Source organism: Bradyrhizobium sp. 159, from assembly GCF_023073795.1.
Classification (GTDB): Bacteria; Pseudomonadota; Alphaproteobacteria; order Rhizobiales; family Xanthobacteraceae; genus Bradyrhizobium.
Genome location: NZ_JADPKE010000078.1, coordinates 1 through 26,852, shown reverse-complemented (window position 1 = coordinate 26,852; position 26,852 = coordinate 1). Strand labels below are relative to the sequence as shown.

Genomic DNA, 26,852 nt, shown 5'->3' with positions numbered 1-26,852 from the left:
TAGGATTCCCGAATCGAATTTTTCAATGATTCATGGGTGGTCGGCTCTTGGAGGGCTGACCATGGCGGAATGGGAAGACGAACTCGAAGGCTGGCTGAAGCCGTTCTTGCAGCGGTTGGGTCATAAGACCCGGCAGCGGATGTGTCCCCTTTACGTTGCGGGATTGATCGGTCCTGGCGATCGCAAGAGCGTTCAGCCGATGGCAGAACGCCTCGCAACCGGCAACTACGATCAGCTGCACCATTTCATCGCCGATGGTGTCTGGGACGAGTCATCGCTGGAATCTGAGTTGCTCAACCAGGCCGACGGGCTTGTCGGCGGCAAGGATGCGGTGCTGGTCATTGATGACACCTCACTGCCGAAGAAAGGTGAACGGTCGGTTGGTGTTGCGGCTCAATACGCGTCGGCTCTCGGCAAAACGGCAAATTGCCAAACGCTGGTGTCTTTGACGCTTGCGCGAGGTGAAGTGCCGGTGATGATCGCTTTGCGTCTCTTTCTGCCTGACAGCTGGACTAGCGACCTGTCTCGTCTACTTTAAAGCGCGCTCGCGTGCCGGTCGAACATCGAACGGCACGGTCCAAGCCGGAAATTGCTTTGGCCGAGATTGACCGCGCGATGGCAGCTAACGTGCGCTTTGGATGTGTACTGGCGGATGCGGGATACGGGCTCAGCGCACCGTTTCGACAAGGGTTGACAGAGCGCGGGCTGGCTTGGGCCGTCGGCATCCCTCGGCATCTCAAGGTGTATCCGGTCAATGTGAAGCTCATTTGGCCGATTACCAAAGTCCGCGGGAAACCCCGGAAGCACCACGTACTAGATATTTTGTCGATTGCGGCAGAACAAATGCTGGCGAGCGCCAGGTGGAAAAACGTGAGTTGGCGCAGCCGGACGAAAGGTCGACTGAAAGCCCGATTTGCTGCTGTCCGTGTCCGCACCGCCGACGGACCTCCGCAGCGGATATGGGATAAGGGTCAGCAGCATCTCCCGGGCGACGAAGCCTGGCTCATTGGCGAGCAACGTGCCTCAGGGGAGAAAAAATACTATCTGGCCAACCTGCCTGCGTCGACGGATCTGCGCACACTGGCCGCCACCATAAAAGCACGATGGATCTGCGAGCAGGCGCATCAGCAGTTGAAAGAGGAGCTTGGACTTGATCACTTCGAAGGGCGATCATGGCAAGGTCTTCATCGTCACGCACTAATGACCATGATCGCCTACGCCTTCTTGCAATACCGTCGCCTCGCACACCCGGGGCGGAAAAAAAAGAATCAACGGGCCTCCGCCTCAGCCAACCATGCCCGCAGTACGTCACGCCATCGTCGATCTCATCCTACGGCAGCCATCGCAGCGATGCCCCTACTGCAGAAGACGTATCCGTGAAAAACTGCAGCACAAACCAATTCTGCCAAAGTAGTGTTAAGCTCGATAGCCAAAATTGTTGAGTTGGCGCATTGCTCGGAGGTGAAGGCATCGAGTGCGCGGCCGATTGCGGCGCAGACCGTGTCGACGGTTCGCGCGGCAGCTTTGCGGAACAGGTGCTTGAGCTTGGCGAAGACCTGTTCGATCGGGTTCAGGTCGGGCGAGTATTTTGGCAGGAAGAAGAGTTTGGCGCCGGCCAGGTTCAACGCTGCCGGTCTCCTCGACCCGTTGCATCCAGCCGATGGCCGTGCTGAGCGCGCCCCCAAACTGCTTGGCGGCCCGATTGCGCGACATCCCGCCCTCGATCGCGGCCACGACACGCTTGCGAAGATCCGGAGAATGGGGCTTGCACATCCATGCTGGGCTGCAATCCAGCTAGCATGGTGAATCAGAAGCACACTGATCTGGGAATCCCAAATCGACTCAACCTACCCCGTCCCGCTTTTAGGATCCCGATGTCCCGTGCGGATGCTCTCGTCCGCATGCTTTGGTGCTCGTCTGAGCCAGGACAACTTCAAACTGGATTACGTCGTGCGGTAGGTCGGTGGCCCACAGGCGAAGATAAAATAACTGCGTTTTAGGAAAAATATTTTGGTGCGGGTCGGGGTAGCTGCAGAATATGAACTTCTGCTCTCTCCGCCCTGCTCTTAGTTGTTGAAAACCGCTCTTTAAAGCATTTTCGAGCGCGTGGTGTAGTATTCATTGTTTGAGTGCGTTGATTTTCAGGCTGGTTTAGTCGCCTCGATCTGGCAACGATGATGGTGGTGAGCATTAATTAGCGGGCGGCGATAAAGGCCTTTAATTAATTTGTTTTTATCCGCGTTGTCGTCGTGAAGTGCGTCGGATCTAGCTAAAATCACCTTTGCTGAGCCGCGATGTGGTCCAAAAAAAGCCGTCGAGGGTTTGGCAATACAGCAACGGGAATACTGCAACGAACGACAGTTGCATCAAACCACCTTCATCACACCCAACTGGTGGGCACGCGCAAGATGATCTGATTGGTGCGCCCATCGATCTGGAGAGAGACTATAAATGGCAATCAACGACGGCTCCACAGGTGCTCAGCTTCCTAATCTCTTCGATGGCTACGCGGTGCGTCCGTCATGGGAAGTCGCTGGCGTCGACTACCATGTCGGCATTACCCCGGGTACGGTGCTCAAGCCGATCTCTTCGATCGACATGCCTGGCGTGACCGTAGACGCCGCGAACGGACTTATCCGCATTTGGGGCAACGACGTCACCGTCGACGGTTACGATTTCAGCGGTTGGGGGCTGTACGTCCAAGGCGATAATGTCACAATTCAGAATTGCTATTCGAACAAGATCAACGGCGTCGGAATTGATGGCCGCGCGGACGGCGTCTTCGACGGGGTAGACTACACCGCGAACAACCTCACTATCCGCAACTGCGAAATTGACGGGACCGGGAATACGTTCGCGAGTCAGTGGAGTTTCATCAACGTTAAAGGGACCGGCACCACGACGGTTGAAAACAATTATTTCCACGATGCTCCCACGCACATCTTCGAGATCACCGGCAACTCGACGCTCATTTACAAATACAATCTTGAGGAAGATATCGGGATTGACCCGACGGGGGAGGGCCCCACTGATCACGTGAACTTCACTCAGATGCTGGGTGGTCAGTCCGTTAATTCGGAAATCATGTTCAATACGATGATCCAGCACAAACAACCGGCTGGCGGGCAGATGATCCAAGTGACTGGATCAAACGCTACTGTTGCGAATAACACGGTGATAGCGCTTCCCGGATCAAATGGTGAAGGCGCGATCTCATACATGATTGATCCCGGCCATGCTGGAGACTACTTCACGGGGACGATCCGAGACAACTTTATTGATGCCAGTGGCGTTCAATACGGAGTGTTCTATCCAAGCGCGAAAGACTCGAACGTTTCGGTTTCGGGCAACATCGATCTCGTCACGGGTAAGGTGATCAACGCGGACAACACGGAATCAGCTGTGCCGTCTGGTACCACGACCACGCCCACCCAGTCGGCTCCGTCTACGCCGACGATCGCGTCGTTCTCGAACGACAGCGGGGTGGCCGGCGATCATATCACCAATGACAATACGCTCGCGCTGACGGGGACGGCCGCCGCCAACGGCACCGTGAAGGTGTTTGATGGCGGAACCCAGATCGGGACGGCGACGGCGAGCAGCGGCGGGACGTGGAGCTACGCCACATCAGCGCTGTCCGACGGCAGCCACAATCTGACGGCGACTGTGACGAACACCTCGGGTCAGACCAGTGCGGTGTCCGCGGCGCTGGCGGTAAAGATCGACACCGTTGCGCCGAGTGCGCCGGTTGAAACAGGCGATTCGATCGTTAACGGCAACCAGGTGAACTTGACCGGAACGGCCGAGGCCAATTCCGCCATCAAAATCTACGATGGAAGCAACCTAGTTGGCAGCGGTACCGCAGGTGCGAGCGGATCGTGGACTGTCACGACGGCCGCGCTGACGAGCGGTAGCCATGCCCTTACGGCGACGGCAACCGATGCTGCCGGCAACATTAGCGCACTTTCGCAGCCGCTAGATCCCTTTGTCGGCGGGAGCGGTTCGAGCGCTCCGACGACTTCTGCTTGGCCGGATGCCACTAACACGGGTGTTCCCGACGGCGTGACACTTCTGCCCTCGGGCGGCATGGTCATCAATACGCCAGGTGCGGTGATCAGCGGGTTGAATATTAGTGGGACCGTCTACATCAACGCTGACAACGTCACCTTGATGAACTGTCGTATTACGTCGGGCGAGTTTTACGTCGTAAAGGTCAATGCCGGCGTTACGGGCGCGGTCGTCAAGGATTGCGACATCGTTGGAAGCGGGGTTGCAGCGAACGGCAACAACGGCATTGGCGGGCAGGGAGCATTCTTGCGGAACGACATCTCCAAGGTGGACAACGGCATCGTTGTTCAGGGAGACAATACCATCCTGAAGGACAATTACATTCACGATCTTCAGGCAGGACCTGACGCCCACTACGACGGCATCCAGATCGATGGCGGCGAGTCAGCCGTGACCATCAGTCACAACACGGTCATCAACGATCACACCCAAACCTCCGCCGTGATGATCGACAACTACTTCGGTCCTATTTCGAACATCAACGTCGATAACAACCTGCTCGTCGGTGGCGGATACACCGTCTATTCGGACGCTCAGTTCAGCGGCGGACCGATTACGGGCGTGTCGTTCACGAACAATCACATGGGAACTGGTTATTGGGGCGTCACAGATTTCAACCAGAACTCGCCGGCATATACCGGAAACGTGAATGACGGGGCAACGCTGGCAGCGAAGCTGAACACGGCGACCAATACTGGGACGACATCAGGCTCAACTGGTTCGACTGCTCCAGCGGCGCCTGTCGTCGCATCTTTCTCGACCGACAGCGGGGTGGCCGGCGATTCCATCACCAGCGACAGTACCCTCGAACTCAAGGGCACCGCGGCGGCGAACAGCACGGTCGCGATCTATGATGGTTCAACCAAGATCGGTACGACCACTGCGAACTCAACGGGCAGCTGGGACTACATCACTCAGGTCCTGACCGACGCCAAGCACATGCTGACCGCGACCGCGACCAACGCGTCGGGCCAGACCAGCGTGGCCTCGGCTGCGGTGGCTGTCACCGTCGACACCAAGGCACCAGCTGCACCGACGATCGCGAGCGACACCGTCAACGCCGCCAATCAGGTCGTGATGTCGGGGACTGCTGAAGCGAATAGCGCGATCAAGGTGTTCGACGGAACGACGCAGGTCGGGACGGCGACAACCAACTCGAGCGGCGCGTGGAGCGTCACGACGTCTGCCCTGTCGTCCGGCTCGCACGCCCTGACGGCGAAGGCGACTGACGTTGCAGGCAACGTCAGCGGAGCGTCGACGGCCGTGGATCCGGTCATTGGCACCGGAACGTCAGGCTCCACCAGTTCCACGTCCGGTTCCGTTACCTCGGGTACAGATACCTCCAGCTCCGGCACGTCGGGCACGGGCACCTCGGGCACGGGCACCACTGCGCCTGCCGCACCGAAGATCGCCTCTTTCTCGACGGACAGCGGTGTCGCCGGTGATCATATCACCAACGACAAGACGCTGACCGTTGCGGGAACGGCAGTTGCCAACAGCGCGGTCAAGGTGTTCGACGGCGCGACCCAGCTCGGCACCGCCACGGCGGATGCCAGTGGAGCGTGGCACTACTCGACTGCTGCGCTGACCGACGGCAAGCACAGCCTCACTGCGACGGACACGGTCTCCGGCGTCACTAGCAAGGCATCGACTGCGCTGGATGTCACGGTGGATACTGCTGCTCCCGATGCACCGGTTCTGTTGAGCGATCCGACCACGCATAACCGCGCAACGGTATCGGGAACGGCGGAGGCGGGGAGCTCGATCAAGCTCTATGAGGGCACGACCCTTCTTGGCACGACGACGGTCGGAAGCGACGGCGACTGGAGCGTGACGACCCCGAATCTCAAGCACGGGTTCCACACCTTCACTGCGACAGCCACCGACGCTGCTGGCAACACCAGCGCCTTGTCACAGCCGATTGATCCCCCGATTGGCTCGCACGGCGCCAACGGCACCTCAACTGTGGAAGTCACCAATGTGCGTCAGCATTGGGATCACACTGCAACGATCAAGGGCACTGCCGATCCCAACAGCGAGATCAAGCTGTCTGACGGCACGACGTCGGCCGGCTCGGTCACGGCGGGAGCCGACGGCAAATGGAGCTTCCACACCTCCGATCTGTCGGGCAAGTCCCACGCCTTTACCGCGGAGCAGGTCGACACGACCGGTCACGTGGTCGGGACCAGTTCGGGCGAGGCGATCATCGGCTCCGGCCACCGCGACACGCTAACCAGCACCACGGGCAATGACGTCATGGCCGGCAAACGGGGGGCGGATACGTTCGAGTTTGCGTCGAACTTCGGCCAGGACGTCATCAAGGACTTCGCTGCCCGCGGACCTGCTCACGACACGATCGAGTTCAGCAAGAGCGTGTTCGACAGTTTTGCGAGCGTCCTCTCCCACGCGGCCCAGTCTGGCCACGACGTCGTCATCGCGACGGGGAGCGATACGCTCACGCTGAAGAACACCCAGCTCGACAAGCTGAAGGCCCACGACTTCCATTTCGCGTAGTCACGAGTTCAGCGACAGGAAGTAGCTACCAATCTGCGTTGCAGATCATGGAAGGCGGGGGGATGGTCCCCCGCCTTCTTTCATTCTGGCTGCCTCTGTTGTGACTTACGCGTGAGCAGCTTCGCGGTGTCGCGTTAAGAAGATCACGAGCACGTGCCAAATAAATAAAAACAAATACGACGTAAGAGTCGGTGCCGTACCCTCTATCTCGCTCAGATGGGCTCGCCGGGAATTTAAGTAACGATTTCTGTGGGCTGAGGCCGTGCCGCAAATACAAGCGTGTTGAGTCTCGCTGTCTGGCGTGACATCAGAGAAAAGCGCGACGTTTAATGGAAGGAGAATCGCGTGATTAATGCAGTGCCGTGAGTTGGCGTGCTGGTTAGAAAAACCTCAGCCCGGCCCCCATCTGGTCCCAAAAAAGCCCCTGGCGACCGGCACGTGAAGCCAAGCTGATTAACCATAAAGTGGTGGGACTGAATACGGATCGCCACGACATCGCACTCTGCGAACGACTTCGTAGTGGAGCACGTGTCGAAGAAGCTGGGAGAGCAGATTAAATGGCGCGATGGCCATCATGTCACGCTGATATACCGGCAGGCGACACGCTCAAGTTGGCCAGGGCTCGGTGCGTAAAATCGACCTGACTTCTACTTCGCGTAACAGTAGCTCGACGACAGGGAAATCAAACTCGGGACTGCCTTGGTGATCTTCTTGGGGATCGTCACATAAGGCGCGTTTTCAAGGGCGGGAGTCATGACAAACTTTGAACGGTGGGGTGTAATCCCTCTGCCAGTAAGCCGTTATCGGATCCAACTTTCGCATTTGACGAGGTTTGGGGTAGTCGCAAGACAGTGGGCGGAAGAGGCCGAACTGCGGACGCAAGGGCCGATCGCCTGGGCAAAGCACCTCGTCGAAGTCTTGCGGCTACGACTGTTCTCCGGTCTCCCGCGGCCGACTGGTGACTATGATGAGTCGCAGTCGGAGATGACGGTTTTCCTACGGTCTTGCCGTCGGATATTCTGGGCTCTCGCGGCCTTCAGCGGCATGAGCAATCTCCTCATGCTCACCGGCTCGTTTTTCATGTTGCAAGTCTACGATCGGGTGCTGCCCGGGCGCAGCATACCGACGTTGATCGCCTTGATGGTTCTGGCTGCGGTGCTTTACCTGTTTCAGGGCGGGCTCGACCTCGTCAGGAACAGGATCAGCGCCCGGGTCGGCCGGTATTTCGATGAAAAGCTCGGTGTTCGCATATTCGACGCGCTCGTTCGCCTGCCCTTGAAGACCAGGGCCGATGGCGATGGCTTGCAGCCGGTGCGGGATCTTGATCAGGTCCGCAGCTTCCTGTCGAGCGGAGGGCCGACGGCGCTGTTCGATCTGCCCTGGATGCCGATTTATCTCGGCGTTTGTTTTCTGTTTCACTTTTGGATCGGAGTCACTGCGCTGGCCGGCGCGCTGGTGCTTGTCGGCATTACGATGCTCACGGAAACCCGGACGCGGGGGCCGGCCAAGGCGTCCTCGCGCCTCGCAGTCTCCCGAACGGCACTGGCGCTCGAGGGCCGACGAAATGCCGAGGTTCTGCAGGCCATGGGCATGCGGCAGCAGGCGGCGCTGCGTTGGCGGGATGTCAATGCGAAGTATCTCGCGGCCCATGAGCGGGCCAGCGATGTCGCAAACGGGCTCGGAGGCGCCTCCAAGATCTTCCGAGCGATCCTGCAATCGCTGGTTCTTGCCGTCGGCGCAGTCCTCGTCATCAATCAGGAATCGACGGCCGGCATCATCATCGCCGGATCGATCCTCACCGCGCGAGCCTTGGCGCCTGTCGAAATGGCCATTGCGAACTGGAAAGGGTTCGTCGCTGCACGGCAATCGGGACAACGGCTCGATGCTTTGCTGAAGCTTCTGCCCTGCGAGGAGGAGCGGCTGGCATTGCCTCCTCCTGTTGAAACTCTCACCGTCGAGCATCTCTATGTTGGCGCGCCAAACTCGGAGAGGCCCACCGTCAATGAAGTCTCGTTCCAACTACGGAGCGGGCAGGCAGTTGGAATCATTGGGCCGAGCGGATCTGGCAAATCGACGCTGGCGCGTGCGCTGGTGGGGGTATGGCCCAGCATTCGAGGCCGGATACGGTTGGACAACGCCGCACTCGATCACTGGTCTTCTGACGCCCTCGGCAAGCATATCGGTTACCTGCCTCAGGACGTCGAATTGTTCGACGGCAGCATCGCGATGAACATTGCGCGTTTCGATCCGCAGGCGACAGCCGCCGCTGTTCTGGAGGCCGCGCATGCGGCGGGCGCGCACAATCTCATCCTTTCGCTTCCGGACGGCTACAGCACAAAGATTGGCGAGGGGGGATTGGCGCTGTCCGCCGGACAGCGGCAGCGTATCGGACTCGCGCGTGCCTTCTACGGCAAACCCTTCTTGGTCGTGCTCGATGAGCCTTCCTCCAATCTCGATGCCGAGGGAGAGGAGGCCCTGACCGAGGCGATCCTGAACGTGCGCCGTCGTGGTGGGATTGTCGTCGTTGTCGCGCATCGTCCGAAGGCGCTCGAGGGCGTTGATCATGTCTTGTGCCTCGGGGAAGGCAGGGTTCAGTCCTTCGGCAAGAGAGAGGAAGTCCTGAAGAAAGTGTTGCGAACTCCTGTACCGCTCAAGGTGGTCGCGGAAGCTCAAGGAGGCAGCCGATGAACGGCGAAGTGGCACCGGCGATGCAGTCCATCCAGCGTTACATGATCGTCGGTATGATCATGTTTGGTCTGGTGACATTTGGGATCGGTGGTTGGGCGACCACGAGCCAATTGTCGGGCGCCGTAATCGCCCAAGGGGTGGTCGTGGTGGATTCGAGCGTCAAGAAGGTTCAGCACGCCACTGGCGGGATCGTGGGGGAACTGCGCGTGCGCCAGGGGGATCGGGTCAATGCAGGCGACGTTTTGATTCGTCTCGACGAGACTCAGACGCTGGCGAATGCGACGATCGTCACGAACAGCATCGATGAGCTGCTCGCGCGACAGGCTCGCCTCGAGGCCGAGCGCGATGGTGCCGAGCAGGTCGTGTTTCCTAAGGTGCTGCTCGACCGGGCCAAGGAGAACAACTCCGAGGCGAGCCGAGCAATTACCGCGGAGCGGAAGCTGTTTGACCTGCGTCGCCAGGCGAGGAGCGGCCAAAAGGCACAGCTGCAGGAGAAAAGCGCGCAGCTGGAAAATGAGATCAAGGGCTATACGGGTCAGACTGAAGCCAAGCAGAAGGAGGTCGATTTTATTCGCCAGGAGTTGGAAGGCGTGCGCAGCCTTTGGCAAAAGAATCTGGTGCCGATCACGCGGCTCAATTCCCTTGAGCGCGATGCCGCCCGCCTCGAAGGCGAACGCAGCCAGCTGGCTGGCATGATTGCTCAATCAAAGGGCAAGATCTCCGAAATCGGACTCCAGATCATTCAGATCGATCAGGACCTGCGGACGGAGGTCGGCAAGGACCTGATCGACACGCGCTCGAAACTCTCCGAGCTGGGCGAGCGCAAAACTGCGGCGGTTGACCAGTTGAACCGAATCGATATCAGGGCTCCACAATCCGGACGTGTCCACGAGCTCAGCGTCCACACGGTCGGGGGGGTGATCTCTCCCGGCGAGCAGATCATGCTGATCGTACCTGATGCGGACTCGCTTGCGGTCGAGGTCAAGATCGCACCGAAGGATATCGACCAGGTCTATGTGGGGCAAACCGCGACAATGCGTTTCGCAGCGTTCAACCAGAAGACCACGCCCGAAATCGACGGAGAGGTCAGCATGGTCTCGGCAGATATCACTCAGGATCAACGCGCCGGCACGAGTTACTACACGGGCCGCGTCCTGCTGAAGCCGGAAGAGCTGGCGAAGCTCGGCTCGGCCAAGCTCCTGCCAGGCATGCCAGTGGAGGTCTTCATCAAGACGTCAGGTCGGACCGCGCTGTCCTACCTGCTCAAGCCGCTGCAGGATCAGGCGGGGCGGGCATTCAAGGAGCGCTGAGGCATTGCGGAAGATAGCAGCGCTCGGTTGCACGCAATCGGGGCCGATGCCTCCTATCCGTGGACGTCGGCGCTGGAGCCAGCCTCCGAAGGCACGGCCTGTCCGGATGCCTCCGCATTAGGCGGGCCCGGCCCACGAAAGCTCATCACGAGCCGAGACCAAATCTGCGGCCTGGTTTGAAGACCCAACCGCGGCGTTCCGGTGATGTCAGGTCGCCGCACGAGACTGAGCGGCGCGAACATGGTGAGGTCGCGCCACCTCCCAATCAAACGCAGTAGATCGCGCGATTTTCGACGGATCGATCGTGGCGGATGCCTGCTGCCCTTGAGCGAGACGACCGATTGCTCGACCGATCGTCCCCTCAGGACGTCCATTCGCTTGGCGTACCGGGTCATCGCCGCTATGCTGGCAAGTATTATGGTTTCAGCTCCCAGAATGACGAACAGCTCACCTGGCATTTTAAGTCATTCCTACCTGAGAAATGCCAGTTTGAACGTTTGTTTCGATGGAAAATTAAATTCGCAACCACGATTATACTTTACATCAAGTCGCCGCGGCTCCGGGATAGGCTAAGCGCGTTCCGTGTTGAAATTTAGAGACTGAAGCTGACCGCCGCTCCCTCGGGCACGCCATGCGCCCCGAGCAGGACTATTGCGCTCCCGATCATGTCGGTTTAGTCGGGTTTACGTCGACGACTGATTATCCAATAGGCCGCATAGGCAACGGCGGCGATCGATAGCCCCGCGCCCGCGACCGGTCCAGGGGCGCCCTGTGCTGTTCCCTGACCGACGTAGGAGTAGCTTTGGTCAGGAGGAAAGAACAGAGTAGCCGTGAAATAGACGCCGGCCGGCACCGCTGCGGCCATCGTGAGGAAAATCGCAAGGACCCACCCCGGTAACGTCATATCTATTCTCCTTCACTTTCGCAGTTAAATATAAATAATTTCGCGGTATTTAATAATCAAATTTAAATGGCGTCAATATAAATCTTAGATGGATGCTTGTAGATAATACGCGCGCGACGATTTGACGCCGATGCATCAAAGCCCCGATGTTCGAGCCGGAGGGTTGAGTGCCCAGGAGTCCGCTGTCAATCACGCGGGACGATCTTGAAGTTCAGTCCATGGGAGCCGTTCTGCATTGCAGCCCAAGCTCTCCGCCACGTCGATGACGGGGGTGATGTGTCGAACGAATCCAAGTTCGCGAAGAAATCTCGACCACAGATAATGAAACACCGTCCAAGCTATCGGTTGTTGTGTGTACACTTCGCCTCGAAACACGACGAACGAGCGATCGGTTCCTGTTGCCAGATGTCGAACGAGATTTCGGTTCGATCCGTCGGGAGTAAGCTTAGCGACCTGCAATTGACAGGACGCTCTGTTGGCTCGGATAATCAGAGTGCCAGTCGTAATTTCATTGGTCGCCACGACGCTGAAGTGATTTCGTTCGAGGAATCTAACAAGATCCTCCCTTAGCTGGCCTGGATTTTCAAATGGTATTGCAATCTTCCATCCAGTGGCCAGCAACAGGACGGCGGCGATAAACCACTTAAATCGGGCGGAGGAGTTCACGCCTTACCCCCAGCACGCAGAAGCCGACCGTCAGGCCCAGAATGGTCGTGTTCGCGACCGCCCCTCCCCACCAACTATGGAAGAGGGCGTAGTGCCATTGGCTCAACCCCATAAAGCTTATACGAGTGACATTCACCGCTACGACGGAGAAGCAAGCCATCAAACACCAGAATAGATCGTAAGCAGATTTCTTGTGGCTGACTAACTGGCTCACAGTTACCCAGCAAAGAAACGCAAGCGATACGTTCGCGAGCGAGGAACAGCCTGGCAGAATGACCAGAACGCCGGAAGCGTCGGCAAATTCGACGACGTCGCCGTTGCGAGGGGTGCGCAATATCCAACCAACGAGTGCGGCGTCGATCCGCAAAATTAGCTCAGCAAAGAAATGAAAGAACAGCCGGCTCCAAAGCATGGGCACGGTAACGGCCAGAAGGATAAGAGCGCCGCGCCGCGACGAGGAGGCATCGGACGTTTTGATGACGTAGAGACTAAGCGCGGTTACAGCCAGCCAGCTGGCTGGACCTACCGGTAGAATGGCGAGCAGCACAAAGGCCGCTCCCAAGACGAGTTCTGAAGAGCGAATCCCAACCGTTCGGTCTTGAAGAACGAAGGAAACTCCAGCGGCACATGATATCCAAACGATTACACTGATCTCAAACGTGCCGAGAAGCGCATCTAGCCATCCAAGTCCATGGACCGATTGAATGACGCGGGATGCGAGGCCACTGGCGCAGCCTAGAGCAAATAGTCCTGCGAAGAATCCACCACGAGTCAGGTCCTTCACCAGCGGCGATGCGCAACTACCAAGTATCGGTTCATCCGAAGCAGTCATGATGCAGTGCCTTGTGTCGCTTCAATCTAGCCGTGAAGGGCTCCGACGCGAACCGGAGTGCCATTGAGAACCCATGAGGTCTCTCCAAGAGCTTTGCGCAAGCCGCCGTCCAGCTCGGTCCGGCACTTCGGTGCGTCAGTTCGACCAACCAGCCGCCAAGCGACTGTGGCGTGGGCGCGTTGGCTATTCAGGGCACTGCTGCACACGAGGCTGCACGCAACGGCATTGCCGCATAAGCCTTGCCGCCGCGACATCCGGACTACCCCACTGCCTTGAAGGTCGCGACCTGCATCACCCATGCCGCAGAGCCCTGGAGAGATGCTGTCGCACTGTAGCTACCCGTCGCGGTTACGAACCGGTCCTGGGCAATATCAAGGTCAGGCGTTGTAATGACACGCGTGGTAAAGCCGCTGCCTGCCGCAGTGAACCCACCCGTCGTCGTTCCGGCGCCAAAAATGAGCTCATGGGCGGTGGAGGTTGTAACGGCCCCGGTGCTGGCTGAACTGGTGGTGCCTGACGCCGAGGTGCCGACATCAAAGGGATTGGTGAGAGCGAGACCGCCGTACTCCAGAGCGCGAATGTCCACGTATTGAGTCGCGGTGTTGAAGGTCACTGTTACAGTGTTGGCGCCGGCAGCGGCTTGCTTGATATTCGGGGCGTAGTAGATGGCCTGGCTGATACCGCTGCCTCGCGCTGTCGGGACGGCGAGCTGATAGACATTGCCGGCCGAGTCCGTGACGGACGTGATATTCGATGTCGTGTTATTCCATCCGATCACGAGGATGTTCGTATTCCCTGTCGTCTGCGCGTTCGTGTAGGCGACCGATACCTGGGTCTGGTTGGTTTGCGGGGTGGCGGAAGTCACCTGGACGAATGCTACCGGTGCCGGGGTCGTAACGGCATTATAAATCGCAGTATAGGTCGCACCGCCGACGGGGGCTGTGATGATGTGATCTTGAGTGCCGCTATCCGACCACGATACGAAGTTGTAGGTCGTGCTTCCGACGGTCGCGTTGCGCGCTTCGATCTCATGATTGAAGCCGATCAACGTGTCATAGGTGAACGGCGTCGTGCGCGCGATGCCGTCCAGATACAGTGTTAATCCGGCAGGCGACGTGTTGAAATTGAGATTGACCTTATCGGGGAAGATCGTGACGGATTGGCTCGACTGCAGCCCGCTGGAATCGGTCACGGTCAGCGTTATTCGATACCGCGTGAATCCGCTGAAATCGTGCCCGGAGGTCGGGATCGTGAACGTGCCGCTGGTCACGCCGGTGATAGGAATACCCGGATGAACATGACCTTCGTGGAGGAAGTCGATATTCCAGGTATAGGCACTTGCGGGGAGTGTACCATCTTCGGCATCCGTCGCGGTGCCGCTGAATGTGATCACGTCGCCGGCCCTGAAGGTCGCGCCATCGGTTGGCGCAAGAAGGCTGACAACGGGACTATTGCCGACGCTGATTGCGATCGGAGTCGACAGCGTGGAATTGACTCCGTCGGAGACCGTCAGCCGCGCCTGATACGGACCGGAGACCGTATATGTGTGAGACGGGTTGGCCGCGGTCGAAGTCGCGCCGTCACCGAAGTTCCACGAATAGCTGAGAGGCTTTCCTTCCGGATCAGATGAACCGTTGCTGGAGAAGTTGACGGTGAGCGGGCTGGGCCCTTTCGTTGGTGATGCCGAAGCCGTCGCTACCGGAGGCAGATCCGATTGAATGAATTCGATGCGGCGGATTTTGCTTACGCCGAATGTGCCGCTGATATCGGAATAGCCGAGGTCGACATAGTAAAGCGCACCATCGGGGCCTTCGGTCAAGTAGACAATGTCGCCGTAGGGGCCATCTACCGAGCCGTCGGCTGGCTCGAAGTTGAAGACGCCGGTGACGTTTCCGTTGGCGTCGAAGGTGAGGCGCTTGATCCAGTTCTGAGTGTAATCCGCGAAAAAGAAGCTGCCCTGATAGCTGCTTGGGAATTGTGTGCCGTGATAGACAAATCCAGCGACGACTGCGGCGTCGCGTCCATTGTGCGGGTAGTAGTAAGCTGGTGCAGTGTAGGCGGGATTCCCGTTCGGAGTTTCTACGTTCGGCCAGCCGTAATTGGCACCCTTCGCTCCGATGTCGAGTTCCTCGATTGCGGTTGAATAGGCGTTTCCGCCGACATCGCCAATGATCAGCCGCCCCGTGGGCGCGTCGTAGTAGGCGCGGAAGGGATTCCGCAGACCAAGCGCCCATACCGCATCGTAGTTCGGTCCGCTGCCATCATAGAACGGATTATCGGTGGGAACGGTGCCGTCCATGTTATATCGCAGGATCTTGCCGCGCGGCTTCGTGAGGTCCTGCGATTCGCCGGCCTGAAAATGCTCCCCGGTCGTGAGCAGGATCTTGCCGTCGTTGCTGAAGTTGATAGCTCCACCGTGGTGTTCGGCATTGGCAATTTCCGTATCCTGATAGATGACGAACTCACTGCCGGGAACGGTGCCCGTCAGCGCTGCGTTCGCTGTGAAGCGCGAGAAGCGATCCACGTTCGGTGTGCCCAACGTGTAGAAAATGTAATAGTAATGATTGGTGTTGAAGTTGGGATCGAGTGCAATGTCATAGATGCCTTGCTGTACGCCCGCCGAGCCGATGTTGGTGAGTTGCAGGAAGGGCGTTGGATCTGGCGTGGTATAGGGCGGCGGCAATATCTTCACTGTGCCCGCAAGTTCCACCACCAGCATACGGCCGTCGGGCAGGAATTTGATCGCGGTAGGTAGATTGAATCCCGTCGCCAGGATTTCGTTCTGGAAAAAGCTGCTGTTAGCGACGTTGACGGTTATCGGTGCTGACAACGTCGCATGTCCGTCTATGTCGGTCGCCATCGCAGTGATAGTGTGCGCGCCGTTGCTTGCCGTCCGCGTGTCCCATGCAAGAGCGTATGGATCGGTCGCATCGGGGGAGCCGGTGGCCACATTGTCGATATAGAACTGCACATTGGCGATGCCGGTATCGTCGGTTGCATCTGCAGTCACATTGACGATGCCGCTAACTTGCGCCCCATTGATTGGGGAATCTATCAAGACCTGCGGTGATCCGGTCGTCGGGTTACCGACGGGCGTCGTCATGTCCGATTGCACTTGGGCCAATGTCAGCGCGCGGTTGTAGATCCGCAGATCGTCGAGCGCTCCCTTGTAGAATTGCGCGGTCGAGGCATCCGCTCCGATGCGCATGGGATTTCCGCGCGCCGTGATCGTTGCCGACAGCGCCTGCGTGTTGACGAGGGTTCCGTTGACGTAGGTCTTGACCTGCGCACCATCGAAGGTGATGGCGAGGTGGGACCACTGGTTGAATGGCAAAGTGGTTCCTCCGGCGGCGACGAGCGCGCCGCTGGACGTCCCAATATAGAAATCGGTCTGATTGCCGCCGCGCAGTTCGAGTCCGTATTGGTAGTAAGGCGACGACATAGTCGTATTCCAGAACTTCCCGATCACAACGGAGTCGCCGCTCGCGAGTGCCTGGGGATTGATCCACATCGACAGTGTAAGGGCATTACCGGAGATGTTCGTCGAAGCAGAGTTTGGAATGGAAATGAAGTCGTTGACTCCGTCAAAGCTCGCGGCGCGGCCGTTCTTGCCGGCTATCCAAGCAACGCCGTTGTTGAGTGTCGCTAGGTTCGACTGCCCTGAGGAATCGCCCGCAGTCGTTCCGGATCCTTCATCGAACGAATAGGCAGCAACCAAACCCGGTGTTTGAGTGTTCGATACCGTGATGCTGACGGGTAGCGAAACGCCGGTGTTTCCGGAGTTATCCCGTGCGCGCGCCGTGATCGTGTGGACGCCATTGGCAAGCGTCGACGAGTCCCAGCTGATGCTGTAGGGCGACGTCGTGTCTTCTCCTCCGCCGACCGCGACATTGTCCACCAGGAAGGTCACGCCAGCCACTCCGACATTATCGGATGCATTGGCACTGATTGTAATCGTACCAGAGACGGTCGCAGATCCCGTCGGCGCGGTGATCGTGGCGGTGGGCAATGTCGTGTCGGGCGTCAGCGTCGTGGCGCTGGCCGGCGCGGATTGTCCGGAGAGGTTCGATGCCGCGTCCCTCGCCCGCACGGTATAAGTGTAGGATGTGCCTGGCGACAGGCCGGTATCGCTGAACGTGGTCGTCGTCGGGGTGCCAACTTGCGCACCATTGCGGAAGACCTGATAGCCGGTGACCGCAACGTTGTCGGTCGAGGCGTTCCACGAAAGATTGATCTGCGTTGTCGAAGCCGCGGTCGCCACCAGGCCTGTAGGAGTAGATGGCGGCGTAGCGTCCTGGCTGGCAGACGTCGTGAATGTGGCGTTTGAGCCGATCCTTTCGTTTCCGGCAGCGTCGATCGAACGGACGCGGTAATTGTAAGTAGTGTTGGGAGCAAGGCCGGTTAGCGCAACGCTGTGTGCCGTCACCAGGGCCGTATCTAGCGTCGTCGACGATCCGTAACCGGTCGTCAGCCCATACTCGACCCGCGAAGTCGCAGCTTCATTGGTCGTCCATGTGACTCGTGCGGTGCTGCCGGTAATATTCGTTGCCGTCTGCCCGGAGATCGTTGGTGCGGTTGTGTCGAGCACGATGGTATCTGTTGCCGCCGCGGACCAGTTGCCAGCGGCGTCCATGAACTGGACATAGACCGTCTTGGTGCCTCCTGTTGCGTTCGACAACGTCCAGGCCTTAGTCGGGGCGAAAGCTTCCGCCGTCGAATACGAACTCCCGCTGTTCGAGAAGCGCATCTGCTTGACGGAAGTCACTGCATCGGTCGCAGTGAGCGTAAGCGTGACTGAGATGCTGTTGGTTGCCGTGGCGCCGCCGTTGATTGTCACCGTACCGGTCGGCGCTTGATTGTCGACCGTAACGTTGACCGGCGTCGAAGTGGTTATGTTGTTGGCAGCATCGCGTGCCTGCGCGGTCAGCGCATGCGAGCCGTTCGATGCCGTGGTCGTGGTCCATGAGACGCCGTACGGCGAGGTGGTATCCTCCGTACCGACCAGGGTGTTGCCATCGAGCAAAAACTTGACTCCGGCAACGCCGATGTTGTCCGACGCGCTCGCTGCGAGACTCACGGTGCCGGATACGATCGAGGCCGGAGGCGTGAAGGACACGGTCGGCGCAATCGTGTCTGCCGTTCCGGCGAGGGGAGTTGCCATGTCGATTTGGATCTGATCGGGGGTGAGCGCATGATTGGCGATGCGCACGTCATCGATAAGGCCAGGAAACTCGAATCCTGCACGGCCCGGCCGACTGCCGATATTCACGTTGGCCGTTGAATTCTGCTGGGAACTCGTGACCGTGCCGATCAACTGTCCGTTGTCGAGGAGGCCATTGAGATAGACGTTCAAAGTTTGGCCAGCGGCGTCATAGACGCCGGCGACGTGATACCAAGTGTTGGGCTGCAACGCCGTCGCGCCGTAGCGGAACATCTGTCCGCCCGAGCTGTTGGTGAGCTTGAATCCGATCGTGCGAGGTCCAGTGTCCGCGGTGATGTCAAGCTGGTATCCGGATTCGCCCCAGGTTCGCTTGGATACAACGGGCGCATCGTCAGGGGGGAACGAGCGGACGTAAACCCACGCACTGAGAGTCATGCTGCCAGTCAGTTGCAGCGCAGTCGGATTCCCGAGATCGACGAAGTCGTTCACGCCGTCGAGTGCGACCGCATTGCCGTATCTTCCGGCTGTGAAGGTCGCACCGTTCGTGAGCGTGCCGACGATGCCGTGACCGGATGCATCTGCCGTTGTGGTGCCCGAGACCTCGTTGAAGGCGTAGCCTGCGGTGATGCCAAGAGGATCCGCGGCGAGCAGCATGCGCGGCTCGAGCGTCTCGATGATCAGTGGCGAATGACTAGCATCGCGTTTGCCATTGACGATCGTCTTGCGATCGCTCCTCGCGTCGCCGTGAATGCTCCGTCGCGCCAGATGGCCGAAAAAGCCCCAGGAACCCGACATCGTTGTCTCCGAATACCGCGTCAGATCATTTAATGTCTATTTAAAGTCATTTAAATAGTACCATAATGCACCGCCTTCGCTACAGATTTATAAACTTTTTACATAAATAAAATAATATTTACGTGTGCTTCGGGTGCATGCGGGGACCATCATTCAGTCCCGGCGAAGCTGAGAATTCTGTTGAAACGAAGATCTTCGGCGAGGGCGGTCCGTCTGGCTCGCCCGTGAAGACGCTCGGCCGCGTGTTGGCCATAGCTGCGTAATACCGGTCCTAATGCTCCTTGAATTGGCTGCGTTCGTTTCGATCGTTTGCCTAATAACCGAAGAAGCTTCGGATTCATAAAGCGTCTGAAAAGCTCATCATCGAGCGCGACGATCGTTTCGTAGCTACCGGGATCACCCTGGCGGCCGGCGCGCCCAAAGAGTTGTCGGTCGATGCGGCGGGACTCGTGATATTCAGTTAGGATGACATGCAAGCCGCCTCGGCTCCGGACCGTAGGATGTAGTTGTATGTCGGTGCCGCGGCCGGCCATGTTGGTAGCGACGGTGATGCGGCCCGGTTGACCCGCGCCCGCAATGATCTCGGCCTCTGCATGGTCCTGTCGCGCGTTAAGAACCACGGATTCGAGTCCCGATCTGCCAAGCAACTGCGAAATTTGCTCAGAGGCTTCAACCGAGCGGGTCCCGACGAGCACGGCGCGACCTTTGCGAACGATGTCGTGAACTGAATCGATCACGGCGTCCCATTTGAGGTTGGCCGTCGGGAACAAGCGTGTGCCGGCATTCGTCCGTCGCAATGGCCGGTTCGTTGGGATGCGTACAACGCGGAGGCCATAGGTGCCGTACAGTTCCCCTGCCGGCTCGACCGCAGTCCCGGACATGCCACAAAGATGTATGTAGCGCCGAAAGAAGCGCTGATAGGTTATTTGCGCAAGGGTCGTGCGTCGCTCTGTGATGGTGCAATGTTCCTTGGCTTCGATGAGCTGGTGAATGCCGCCTTCCCACGAACGGTCCGGCATGATGCGCCCGGTATATTCGTCGACGATCTGCACCTTGCCATCAGCGACGATATACTGAACGTCGCGTCGGTAGAGATGAAGGGCGGCAAGCGCATGCTGCGCGAGTTCTTCGCGCGCGCGCCGGATTGCCCACAGCCCTGGTAGTCCTGCAGCGAGCTGAGCGATCCGGCTCTCGCCGCGGGTGGTTAGCCGCACCGACTTCTCGTTTGCGCGCACATGAAAGTCGTCGCCGGGCACCAGGCGTCGAGCGAGATCTAGTGCGGTCTCGTGCAGGCCCCCGGCGTTCTCGGGCCCTTCTTGCGTTCCGGACAGGATCAATGGCACGCGGGCCTCATCGATCAGGACACTGTCGGCCTCGTCCACGATCGCAAAATGCAGACCGCGCAAAAGGGGTGATTGATGGTGGCTAGCAAGTCTGCTGTTGAATATTGCGTCGAGGAAAAGCCGAGAACGGGCACGGCGGGAGCCGAGCGCGAGCCGATCGCGAAGATAGTCGAACACAAGCTCCTTGTTGGTACAATAGGTGACGTCACTTGCGTAGGCTCTTTGCCGCTCTTGCCGCGACTGCCCGTGCTCGACGAGCCCGACCGTGAGATCGAGCGCATTGTAGATAGATGCGAGCTGCTCGGCGTCGCGGCGCGCGAGATAATCGTTGACCGTGATGATATGAACCGGACGTCCCATGAGTGCGGCGGTGATCGCCGGCAGCAGCGCCGTCAAAGTCTTGCCTTCACCGGTTTCCATTTCGGCGACCGCGCCTCCCATCATGGCGGCGCCGCCGAGCAATTGTACCGGAAAGAGACGCATCCCGACGTGACGACGCGCCGCCTCGCGCACAAGCGCAAACGAACGGGCCATTTGATGCGAGTAGGGGGGAGTTGACAGCAATGATGCGCGCAGCTCCTCCGCGGTTTCGCGCAAACGTCGGTTCGTCAGGACAGCGAATTGCGGTTCCAGATCACCGACCAACCGGACAAAGCGGCCGAGGCGGTCACGCGCGTCGGCCGGCTGCAGGAAGGGCAAGACCCGGCCCCAGGCGTCGAGCAGGGTAGTATCGAGTGCAATCTCTCGGCGAGTGGCTTGCTCCGCATAGGGTGCGTCCACCGAGGTCAAACTGGCGAAGTTTCGTTTGCGCTTGAGCATACGGATGCCCTCAGACCTGCAGCTGAGACAGCAATAATTGTCGTAGACGGCGCCAGATCTGCTGGCCCGGCGGCTCCCAGTTGAAGTTGAAGCGGATGTAGGCGCGACCGCCGAACGCGGTGGCTGCCGGTGCATTTTCGGGCAGCACAAGATCAATTTGGAAGACGCGTTGCAGCGTCTTTACGCCTTCGGGATCGCCAGGATCGACCGAGAAAGCGCCGCCGCCGGCGCCCCCCAAAGCCCTGCTCGGGAGGACGTCACGGCCTGCCGGTATTTCGCGAATGGACTCAACGGGCAACGTCTCATCAGGGCGCTCTGCGAGTTTAACTTCGGCGCTCTGCAGCCGATGGCGAACGAGGTCGATGTCGTCCTGACGGATTGTTGCGCGCACGATGCGTGAACCGGGAGTAAGTACGTAGCCGATCTGTTGCCCTTCCCGCAGGAAGCGTCCAGGCAGATCCTGTGGTTTCATAACGGCAAAGGTGCCATCGCTGCGGCTGTGCACGATGAGGCGCTCGGCGCGATCGGTCGCGGTCGCGAGTTCGGCGCGTGCCTGCCCCAATTCCATCGTGGTGATCTCCGCGCTCGTTCGGTCGGTAAAGCGCTCCGTGGCAAGCCTCGTCTCGAGTTCGGCGACGCGTGCGCAGAGAATTGAGAGTTCGGCCTGGAGTGTTGATTCCTCGCTTTCGACCAGCGCTTCGCCGGCTGTGACGTTCATGCCCGGATGGACCAGAAGTGCGCGCGCGAAGCCTCCGGTTCTCGCGCGCACGATTGCATTCTCCGGCAACCAGACGACGCCTTCCGTCGTGGTGTAAGAAGGGACCGGAATTAGGAAAAGCATCAACCCGGTGGCCAGGATCATGCCGAAGGTCGCCGTCACGACGCGGGCGCGATTGCGGTGAAGGCGCGGGCTCGCAAGCACGAACCACAGGGCCTTGCCGATCGGCAGCGCAACACCTGTCAATAGGCTCCAGGCCGCGATCGAGACGCCGAGGGCGAGATACTGCGAGGCGACAAACACGGCGATCGCGAGCATCACGACCTGGCGGTAAAGGAAAGCAGCCGGCGCGTAAAGAACGAACCAGATTCGTTCGCCAGTCGTGGCTACGAAATCCTTCGATCCATCCGCGCGAAACGCGTAGCGATTGACAAGGTAGGTCCAGTACCGGGTAGCACGCTGTGCCAGGTTCGGGATTTCCAGCAGATCCGCGAGAATGTAGTAGCCGTCATATCGCAGGAGTGGATTGCCGTTGTATACCACGGTCGAGACACCGGCCACGGCCAGTGCGTCGAATGCGAGCGCGCGGACAAGTCCAGCCTCAACGGTAAGCCATACGTAAAGCGCGAGCGCAGCGAAGAACACTTCGACAATCATTCCGGCCGCGCCGACAAGAGCGCGCCTCCACTTGCTGCGGAATGCCGATGCGGCAGAGGCATCGACATAGGGCAACGGGGCGAACACCAGGATCATGACTCCGAATTCGGGTACTGTTCCCCCGAACGCCGTGACCGCAAATCCGTGCCCAAATTCATGCAAGGTCTTGAGCAGGAGATACACCAGCGCGAGCGACAGAAGGTTGTCGGTGGCTAGGATTCGGTCGGAGGCGTCGGCTGTTAATTCCTGCCAGTGTTGTGCCGCGAACAGAGGCGCCGGCAACACCACCAATAGCCACAGCAAGGCACCCGGCAACCCGAATAACCATTCTGCAAGCGGCCGGGTATGCTCGAAAAACCTGACCGGATGCCAGAGCGGAATCCGCAGGGCCAGCGGGTAGATCACGTTGCCGAGCCACCTGGAGCGTTTAGCTTTCGCGGCACGTGCGACCAGCGCACTTGCATCCGGAGTCACTTCGGTTTGTAACAGGTCAAAAGCGCTGAGTTCGGCCAACAATTGGATGGCGTCGCTCTGGCTCGGCGCCTCCTCCGCAAGAGCGGATCCGACCTCGTGCCAGATTTGGTCAACCGTTCGCACGCCGTCCATCGCAGCCACGATCATGTAGCCGGCGGGCGACAAGCGGTGCATGCGGCCGGTCGCGTGATCCTGCACGACGTACCAAATGCAGCCCCGATACCGATGTCGGTGCACCGAGGTGTGGTCGCGAAGCTTCGGCCTGCGTTGCGCGACGCGATACCAGGACGAGCTTAGAAACGGGGCTGCGGTCATATTGCCCCTCTCACGGCAGGTACTTCCACGCGGCAAGTCGCAGCCAATCGATGATAGGATGCACCCAGATCCACGCAATCGGGCGTCGTCCGGAATTGATCTTTGCAACGCCTTCCATCCCGGGGCGCAATGCAAGGCCCGCTTCCGAGAGGCGAGCCTCAATCCGAAAAGCGTTACGCCCTTCCTCGGCGAGCGTAACCGGCGTGATCTTGTTCAGGGTCATCGGCACCGGTTCGCCGGGCCTGCCTGCGAGTGCAACGGTGCCGCTCTGCCCGACCGCCACGAAGCGAACGTCACGTTCGTCGACCTGGACGATCAAACGATAGGAATTGAGCGGCGCCACCTCGAACAGCGTTTTTCCCTTCTCGACGGGAGAACCGAGCATCTGGCTGAGGTCGCCCGAGACGACGACACCGTCGAATGGAGCGAGGATCCGGGTGCGCGCGAGCTTCTCTTCCGCGAGTGCCAACTGCGCCTCCGCCTGCCGGATCTGCGGTTCCAGTACCACGAGGCCGTTGCGATTGTGCTTGGCGAGCGCCTCGCGGTCGCGTTGAAGCAGCTTGTCGAGTTCGGCGCGCCACTTCAACCGATCGAGAACGAGATCCCGGTCGTCAAGCTGGGCGAGAAGGTCGCCCTGCCGCACCGTGTCGCCAGCTCGTGCCGGGGCCGCTCGAACAAATCCGTCGAACGGAGCCACAGCTGCGCGCTGCACTTCGGCCTCAAGCACCGATTTCGCGGTGACGCGGTGCTCGCCTTTCGCAAAGACCAAGGTTAGCGCAAGCACTATGACACTGCCGACGCAGAGCTTGAGGGTCGGCCGCCGTGGGCCGAACAGTGCCGCGCATCCGTCGCCGATACCGTCAACCACACGTCCGCCCAAGAGCCGGCTCGCCCGCACTTGCAAAGCGATCTGAGGTCCCAACAGCGCCGCGATCCCCTCTACCAACTTCAGCGTGTCGTCCGTAAAGGGGTCGGCGCGGTGACGTTCGAAAGTGAGAGCGCCGGCCGGTTCTCCATGGGGGCCGGCCAGTATAGCTGACATCGTCGACGAGCCGGACGCCTTTGCTTCCTCCGCCAGTGCCCGATGGGCGATGGCCACGACGCGTCCCATGGTCGGCAATGGCGGATAAACGACGCATCCACGTTGCTCGATCGCCTCTTCCATTGCGCTCTCGATCGCATTGACGAGGCGGCTCTCGCGTTTGAAGCTAGCCGAGAACGAAATCGCGCGCAGGCAGATTGTGCCATTCCGACCGACAATACCTAGCGATACGCGCTCGCACCGCAGGCGGGTTGTCAGCTCATTGACCACCGCGATTGCCATACCGCTCAGCCGCGGCTGCGCGTTCACTGTGACCAGGAGGTCGAGGCACGATGCCGCTCGCGTTACGTCAGACGAGAGATCCTTAGTGTGCCTGGCCCAAGGCAATGCCTCGAGCCAGCCCGCACCCCAGCGCAATTGCTCCGCGACGATCGCCGGGGTGACCAGGGGCTTGGCGGCCGTCGTCGTCAATGCGATGGCTACAGCCGCAATCGGCTCGTTCGTAGTGCCGAGCGGCAGGGCGATTATCAGGGCCACAGGTTGCGCGGGCCTGGAATCAGGACCGACGCGACCCGGAGCAATGACCAAGCGGCGTTCCGCGTAGGCGGTTTCGGCCAGGCGCATGAGATCGCTGGCATCCACATCCCGAGGCGGCCACGTTACCGATAGTAACGGAGCAGTTGAATCCACCCGCCGCAGCAGCAACAGACCCGCTGACACGCCGGCAATACGGCTGCATTGCAGCGCCAACCAGGCCGAAACAAATGTCGCTTCGTTTCCCGCGTTCAGCAATCCTTGCCAGTGCGGCGATGTCGTCGCATCTGCGGGCACCTGCCGCAATTGCGGGGCGGGGCCCCCGCTTGCTCTCAAGTCGGGTTCAGACATGTGTTGTCCACAAGAGCGCCGACCAATGACTTTGGTCGTGTTGTCGGAGGGTGGCAGTCATCTTGCGCCAATCCATCTAATATATTATATTTTGAATATGCCATTTTAAGTTAATTAAATCCAATTAATATTATGTACAAATAGGGCAGAAGCGGAATTCGATGGGAACTCGCATGATGCGTCCGATTGAGGGAATTGCCCGCAGAGCTCAGCGGATGAACTACGTCGTTTTGTGCTTGTACCTACCGGTGGGGATCTTGCTTGTCGGTTCCGGTGCAAGGGCAGAGACCCCAGAAATCTCGACGGGGGAGCGAGAATTCAATTGCGTGATCGAGCCGCAACAAACCGTCAAGCTGGCGAGCCCCACAGTCGGCATGATCGCGCGCCTCGATGTTGATCGCGGCGATATCGTTCGGGAGGGCCAGAGCATTGGCAAGATCGAAGATGGAGTCGAGGCCGCAACGCTGGCGCTCGCGCGGGCCCGCGCAACCAATGATGCTCCCGTGAAGTCGGCCGAAGCCCGCGCGCAGTTCCTGCGTCAAAAACATGAGCGTTTAAAGGAGCTTCATACAAGGTCCGTCAGTCCACTCGCTTCACTCCAGGAAGCCGAAGCGGAGGTGCAGGTTGCCGAGCAGCAACTCAAGGAGGCGCAACTCAACAAGGAGCTTGCTCGCTTGGAAGTCGCGCACGCCGAAGAGGTTGTGAATCAACGCGCGCTGCGCAGTCCGATCGACGGCGTGGTGGTCGAGCGGCTTCTCGTTCCGGGTGAATATCGAAATGACCAGAGCCCAGTCCTCACCCTCGCACAGATTGATCCGCTGAGGGTCGAAGTGTTCGTGCCCACCGCATATTTTGGTCAGATCCGTGCCGGCAGCGGAGCCAAGGTGCGACCGGAGCTGCCCATCGGGGGCGTCTATATTGCCTCTGTCACCGTTGTAGACCGCGTCCTCGACGCCGCCAGCGGAACGTTCGGGGTGCGTCTGGCCTTGCCAAACCCGCGTTTGGCGCTGCCTGGGGGAATTCGCTGCAAAGTCGCATTCGTGTTGGAGGGCGGCAATCCGGCTCTGATGGCTGGTGACGCGCCATCATCCTTTCAAAAATAGAGTGCGTCGATCATCGCGAGAGCCGTTGATTCTGGTGAGGCCGAAGTGCGGTTTACTAAGTCTCTGCAGGAAAAAGGTTCACTTGTATTAATTTAATCGCGCCATTTATTGAATTTGAAGTTTAATATGACGCTGAGTTCTGTCGGAGACATCGAGTTCGTCGTCGAGATCGAATGCGATGGCAAGCCCATCGTGGTCGGGGCAGGGCCCCATTTCGGCACGCGTCCTGTAGAATCCCTCGTGAGACAATCCACACGCTACCGATCTACTCGGACGCCCTCGAACGCGAGATCCGATTGGAGCGGCACCTGATTCTGGAACGGCTCGCCCCCGCCCGTAAGCGCTTAGCCGTGACCCTATTGAGGCTGGCTTGACGTTTTGCGGAATCGCCACGGCATGAGATCATCGATCTTGCTATGGGGATGACCGTCGATGATCGCCTCGAGTGTTTCAGCGATTTAGGCAGCCGGGTTGACGCTGTTGAGCTTGCAGGTAGCGACTATCGACGCCAGCATGGCCCAGTTTTCTGCCCCGATTTCATGGCCCGCGAAGAGCGCA

Annotated in this window: 10 protein-coding genes and 3 pseudogenes; 5 read left to right on the top strand and 8 right to left on the bottom strand. The window is 59.3% G+C overall.

Annotation, left to right across the window (positions count from 1 at the left end):
- Positions 1-25 precede the first annotated feature (25 nt).
- Positions 26-1,380, top strand: a pseudogene (locus IVA96_RS21230) (IS701 family transposase).
- 122 nt (positions 1,381-1,502) lie between these two features.
- On the opposite strand, the pseudogene IVA96_RS21225 reads toward IVA96_RS21230, so the two are convergent.
- A pseudogene (locus IVA96_RS21225) lies at positions 1,503-1,616 on the bottom strand (transposase); the annotation flags it as partial.
- An 835-nt stretch (positions 1,617-2,451) separates the two neighbouring features.
- Between IVA96_RS21225 and IVA96_RS21220 the strand changes: the two are divergent.
- The 3 genes from IVA96_RS21220 (at position 2,452) to IVA96_RS21210 (ending at position 10,580) form a co-directional block, all read left to right on the top strand.
- A complete protein-coding gene (locus IVA96_RS21220; protein WP_247419064.1) occupies positions 2,452-6,582 on the top strand; it encodes an Ig-like domain-containing protein in 4,131 nt (1,376 codons plus the stop codon).
- Between the two features lie 984 nt (positions 6,583-7,566).
- Positions 7,567-9,270, top strand: coding sequence for a type I secretion system permease/ATPase (locus IVA96_RS21215; RefSeq protein WP_247419075.1), 1,704 nt, complete (start codon positions 7,567-7,569; stop codon positions 9,268-9,270).
- Positions 9,267-10,580, top strand: a complete 1,314-nt coding sequence (locus IVA96_RS21210; protein ID WP_247335781.1) for an HlyD family type I secretion periplasmic adaptor subunit — start codon at positions 9,267-9,269, stop codon at positions 10,578-10,580. The genes IVA96_RS21215 and IVA96_RS21210 overlap by 4 nt, the downstream gene beginning before the upstream one ends.
- 673 nt (positions 10,581-11,253) lie before the next feature.
- Here IVA96_RS21210 and IVA96_RS21205 read toward each other — a convergent pair.
- The 6 genes from IVA96_RS21205 to IVA96_RS21175 all read right to left on the bottom strand — a co-directional run bounded on the left by IVA96_RS21205 (position 11,254) and on the right by IVA96_RS21175 (position 25,191).
- Positions 11,254-11,484, bottom strand: coding sequence for a hypothetical protein (locus tag IVA96_RS21205; protein ID WP_247419063.1), 231 nt, complete (start codon positions 11,482-11,484; stop codon positions 11,254-11,256).
- Between the two features lie 643 nt (positions 11,485-12,127).
- Positions 12,128-12,982, bottom strand: a complete 855-nt coding sequence (locus tag IVA96_RS21200; protein ID WP_247419062.1) for a hypothetical protein — start codon at positions 12,980-12,982, stop codon at positions 12,128-12,130.
- Between the two features lie 259 nt (positions 12,983-13,241).
- The gene (locus IVA96_RS21190; protein WP_275975227.1) at positions 13,242-18,938 is read right to left on the bottom strand and encodes a LamG-like jellyroll fold domain-containing protein; all 5,697 of its coding nucleotides are present in this window, start codon (positions 18,936-18,938) and stop codon (positions 13,242-13,244) included.
- 149 nt (positions 18,939-19,087) lie between these two features.
- Complete coding sequence (locus IVA96_RS21185) at positions 19,088-21,100, bottom strand: DEAD/DEAH box helicase (protein WP_247419061.1); 2,013 nt, start codon at positions 21,098-21,100, stop codon at positions 19,088-19,090.
- 10 nt (positions 21,101-21,110) lie between these two features.
- Positions 21,111-23,264: a peptidase M50 gene (locus tag IVA96_RS21180; protein ID WP_247419060.1), complete on the bottom strand. Its 2,154-nt coding sequence runs from the start codon at positions 23,262-23,264 to the stop codon at positions 21,111-21,113.
- Positions 23,265-23,274: 10 nt separating this feature from the next.
- Positions 23,275-25,191, bottom strand: a complete 1,917-nt coding sequence (locus tag IVA96_RS21175; RefSeq protein WP_247419059.1) for an HlyD family efflux transporter periplasmic adaptor subunit — start codon at positions 25,189-25,191, stop codon at positions 23,275-23,277.
- 173 nt (positions 25,192-25,364) lie between these two features.
- Here IVA96_RS21175 and IVA96_RS21170 point away from each other — a divergent pair, with 173 nt between their 5' ends.
- Positions 25,365-26,294, top strand: a complete 930-nt coding sequence (locus tag IVA96_RS21170; protein WP_247419058.1) for an efflux RND transporter periplasmic adaptor subunit — start codon at positions 25,365-25,367, stop codon at positions 26,292-26,294.
- 356 nt (positions 26,295-26,650) lie between these two features.
- On the opposite strand, the pseudogene IVA96_RS21165 reads toward IVA96_RS21170, so the two are convergent.
- Positions 26,651-26,852 (bottom strand): annotated as a pseudogene (locus IVA96_RS21165) (transposase domain-containing protein); the annotation flags it as partial.

Excerpts from the sequence above, each read along its gene's own strand:
- IVA96_RS21220 (WP_247419064.1), top strand. The coding sequence starts at position 2,452 with ATGGCAATCAACGACGGCTCCACAGGTGCTCAGCTTCCTAATCTCTTC.
- IVA96_RS21215 (WP_247419075.1), top strand. The coding sequence starts at position 7,567 with ATGACGGTTTTCCTACGGTCTTGCCGTCGGATATTCTGGGCTCTCGCG.
- IVA96_RS21210 (WP_247335781.1), top strand. The coding sequence starts at position 9,267 with ATGAACGGCGAAGTGGCACCGGCGATGCAGTCCATCCAGCGTTACATG.
- IVA96_RS21205 (WP_247419063.1), bottom strand. The coding sequence starts at position 11,484 with ATGACGTTACCGGGGTGGGTCCTTGCGATTTTCCTCACGATGGCCGCA.
- IVA96_RS21200 (WP_247419062.1), bottom strand. The coding sequence starts at position 12,982 with ATGACTGCTTCGGATGAACCGATACTTGGTAGTTGCGCATCGCCGCTG.
- IVA96_RS21190 (WP_275975227.1), bottom strand. The coding sequence starts at position 18,938 with ATGTCGGGTTCCTGGGGCTTTTTCGGCCATCTGGCGCGACGGAGCATT.
- IVA96_RS21185 (WP_247419061.1), bottom strand. The coding sequence starts at position 21,100 with ATGCTCAAGCGCAAACGAAACTTCGCCAGTTTGACCTCGGTGGACGCA.
- IVA96_RS21180 (WP_247419060.1), bottom strand. The coding sequence starts at position 23,264 with ATGACCGCAGCCCCGTTTCTAAGCTCGTCCTGGTATCGCGTCGCGCAA.
- IVA96_RS21175 (WP_247419059.1), bottom strand. The coding sequence starts at position 25,191 with ATGTCTGAACCCGACTTGAGAGCAAGCGGGGGCCCCGCCCCGCAATTG.
- IVA96_RS21170 (WP_247419058.1), top strand. The coding sequence starts at position 25,365 with ATGATGCGTCCGATTGAGGGAATTGCCCGCAGAGCTCAGCGGATGAAC.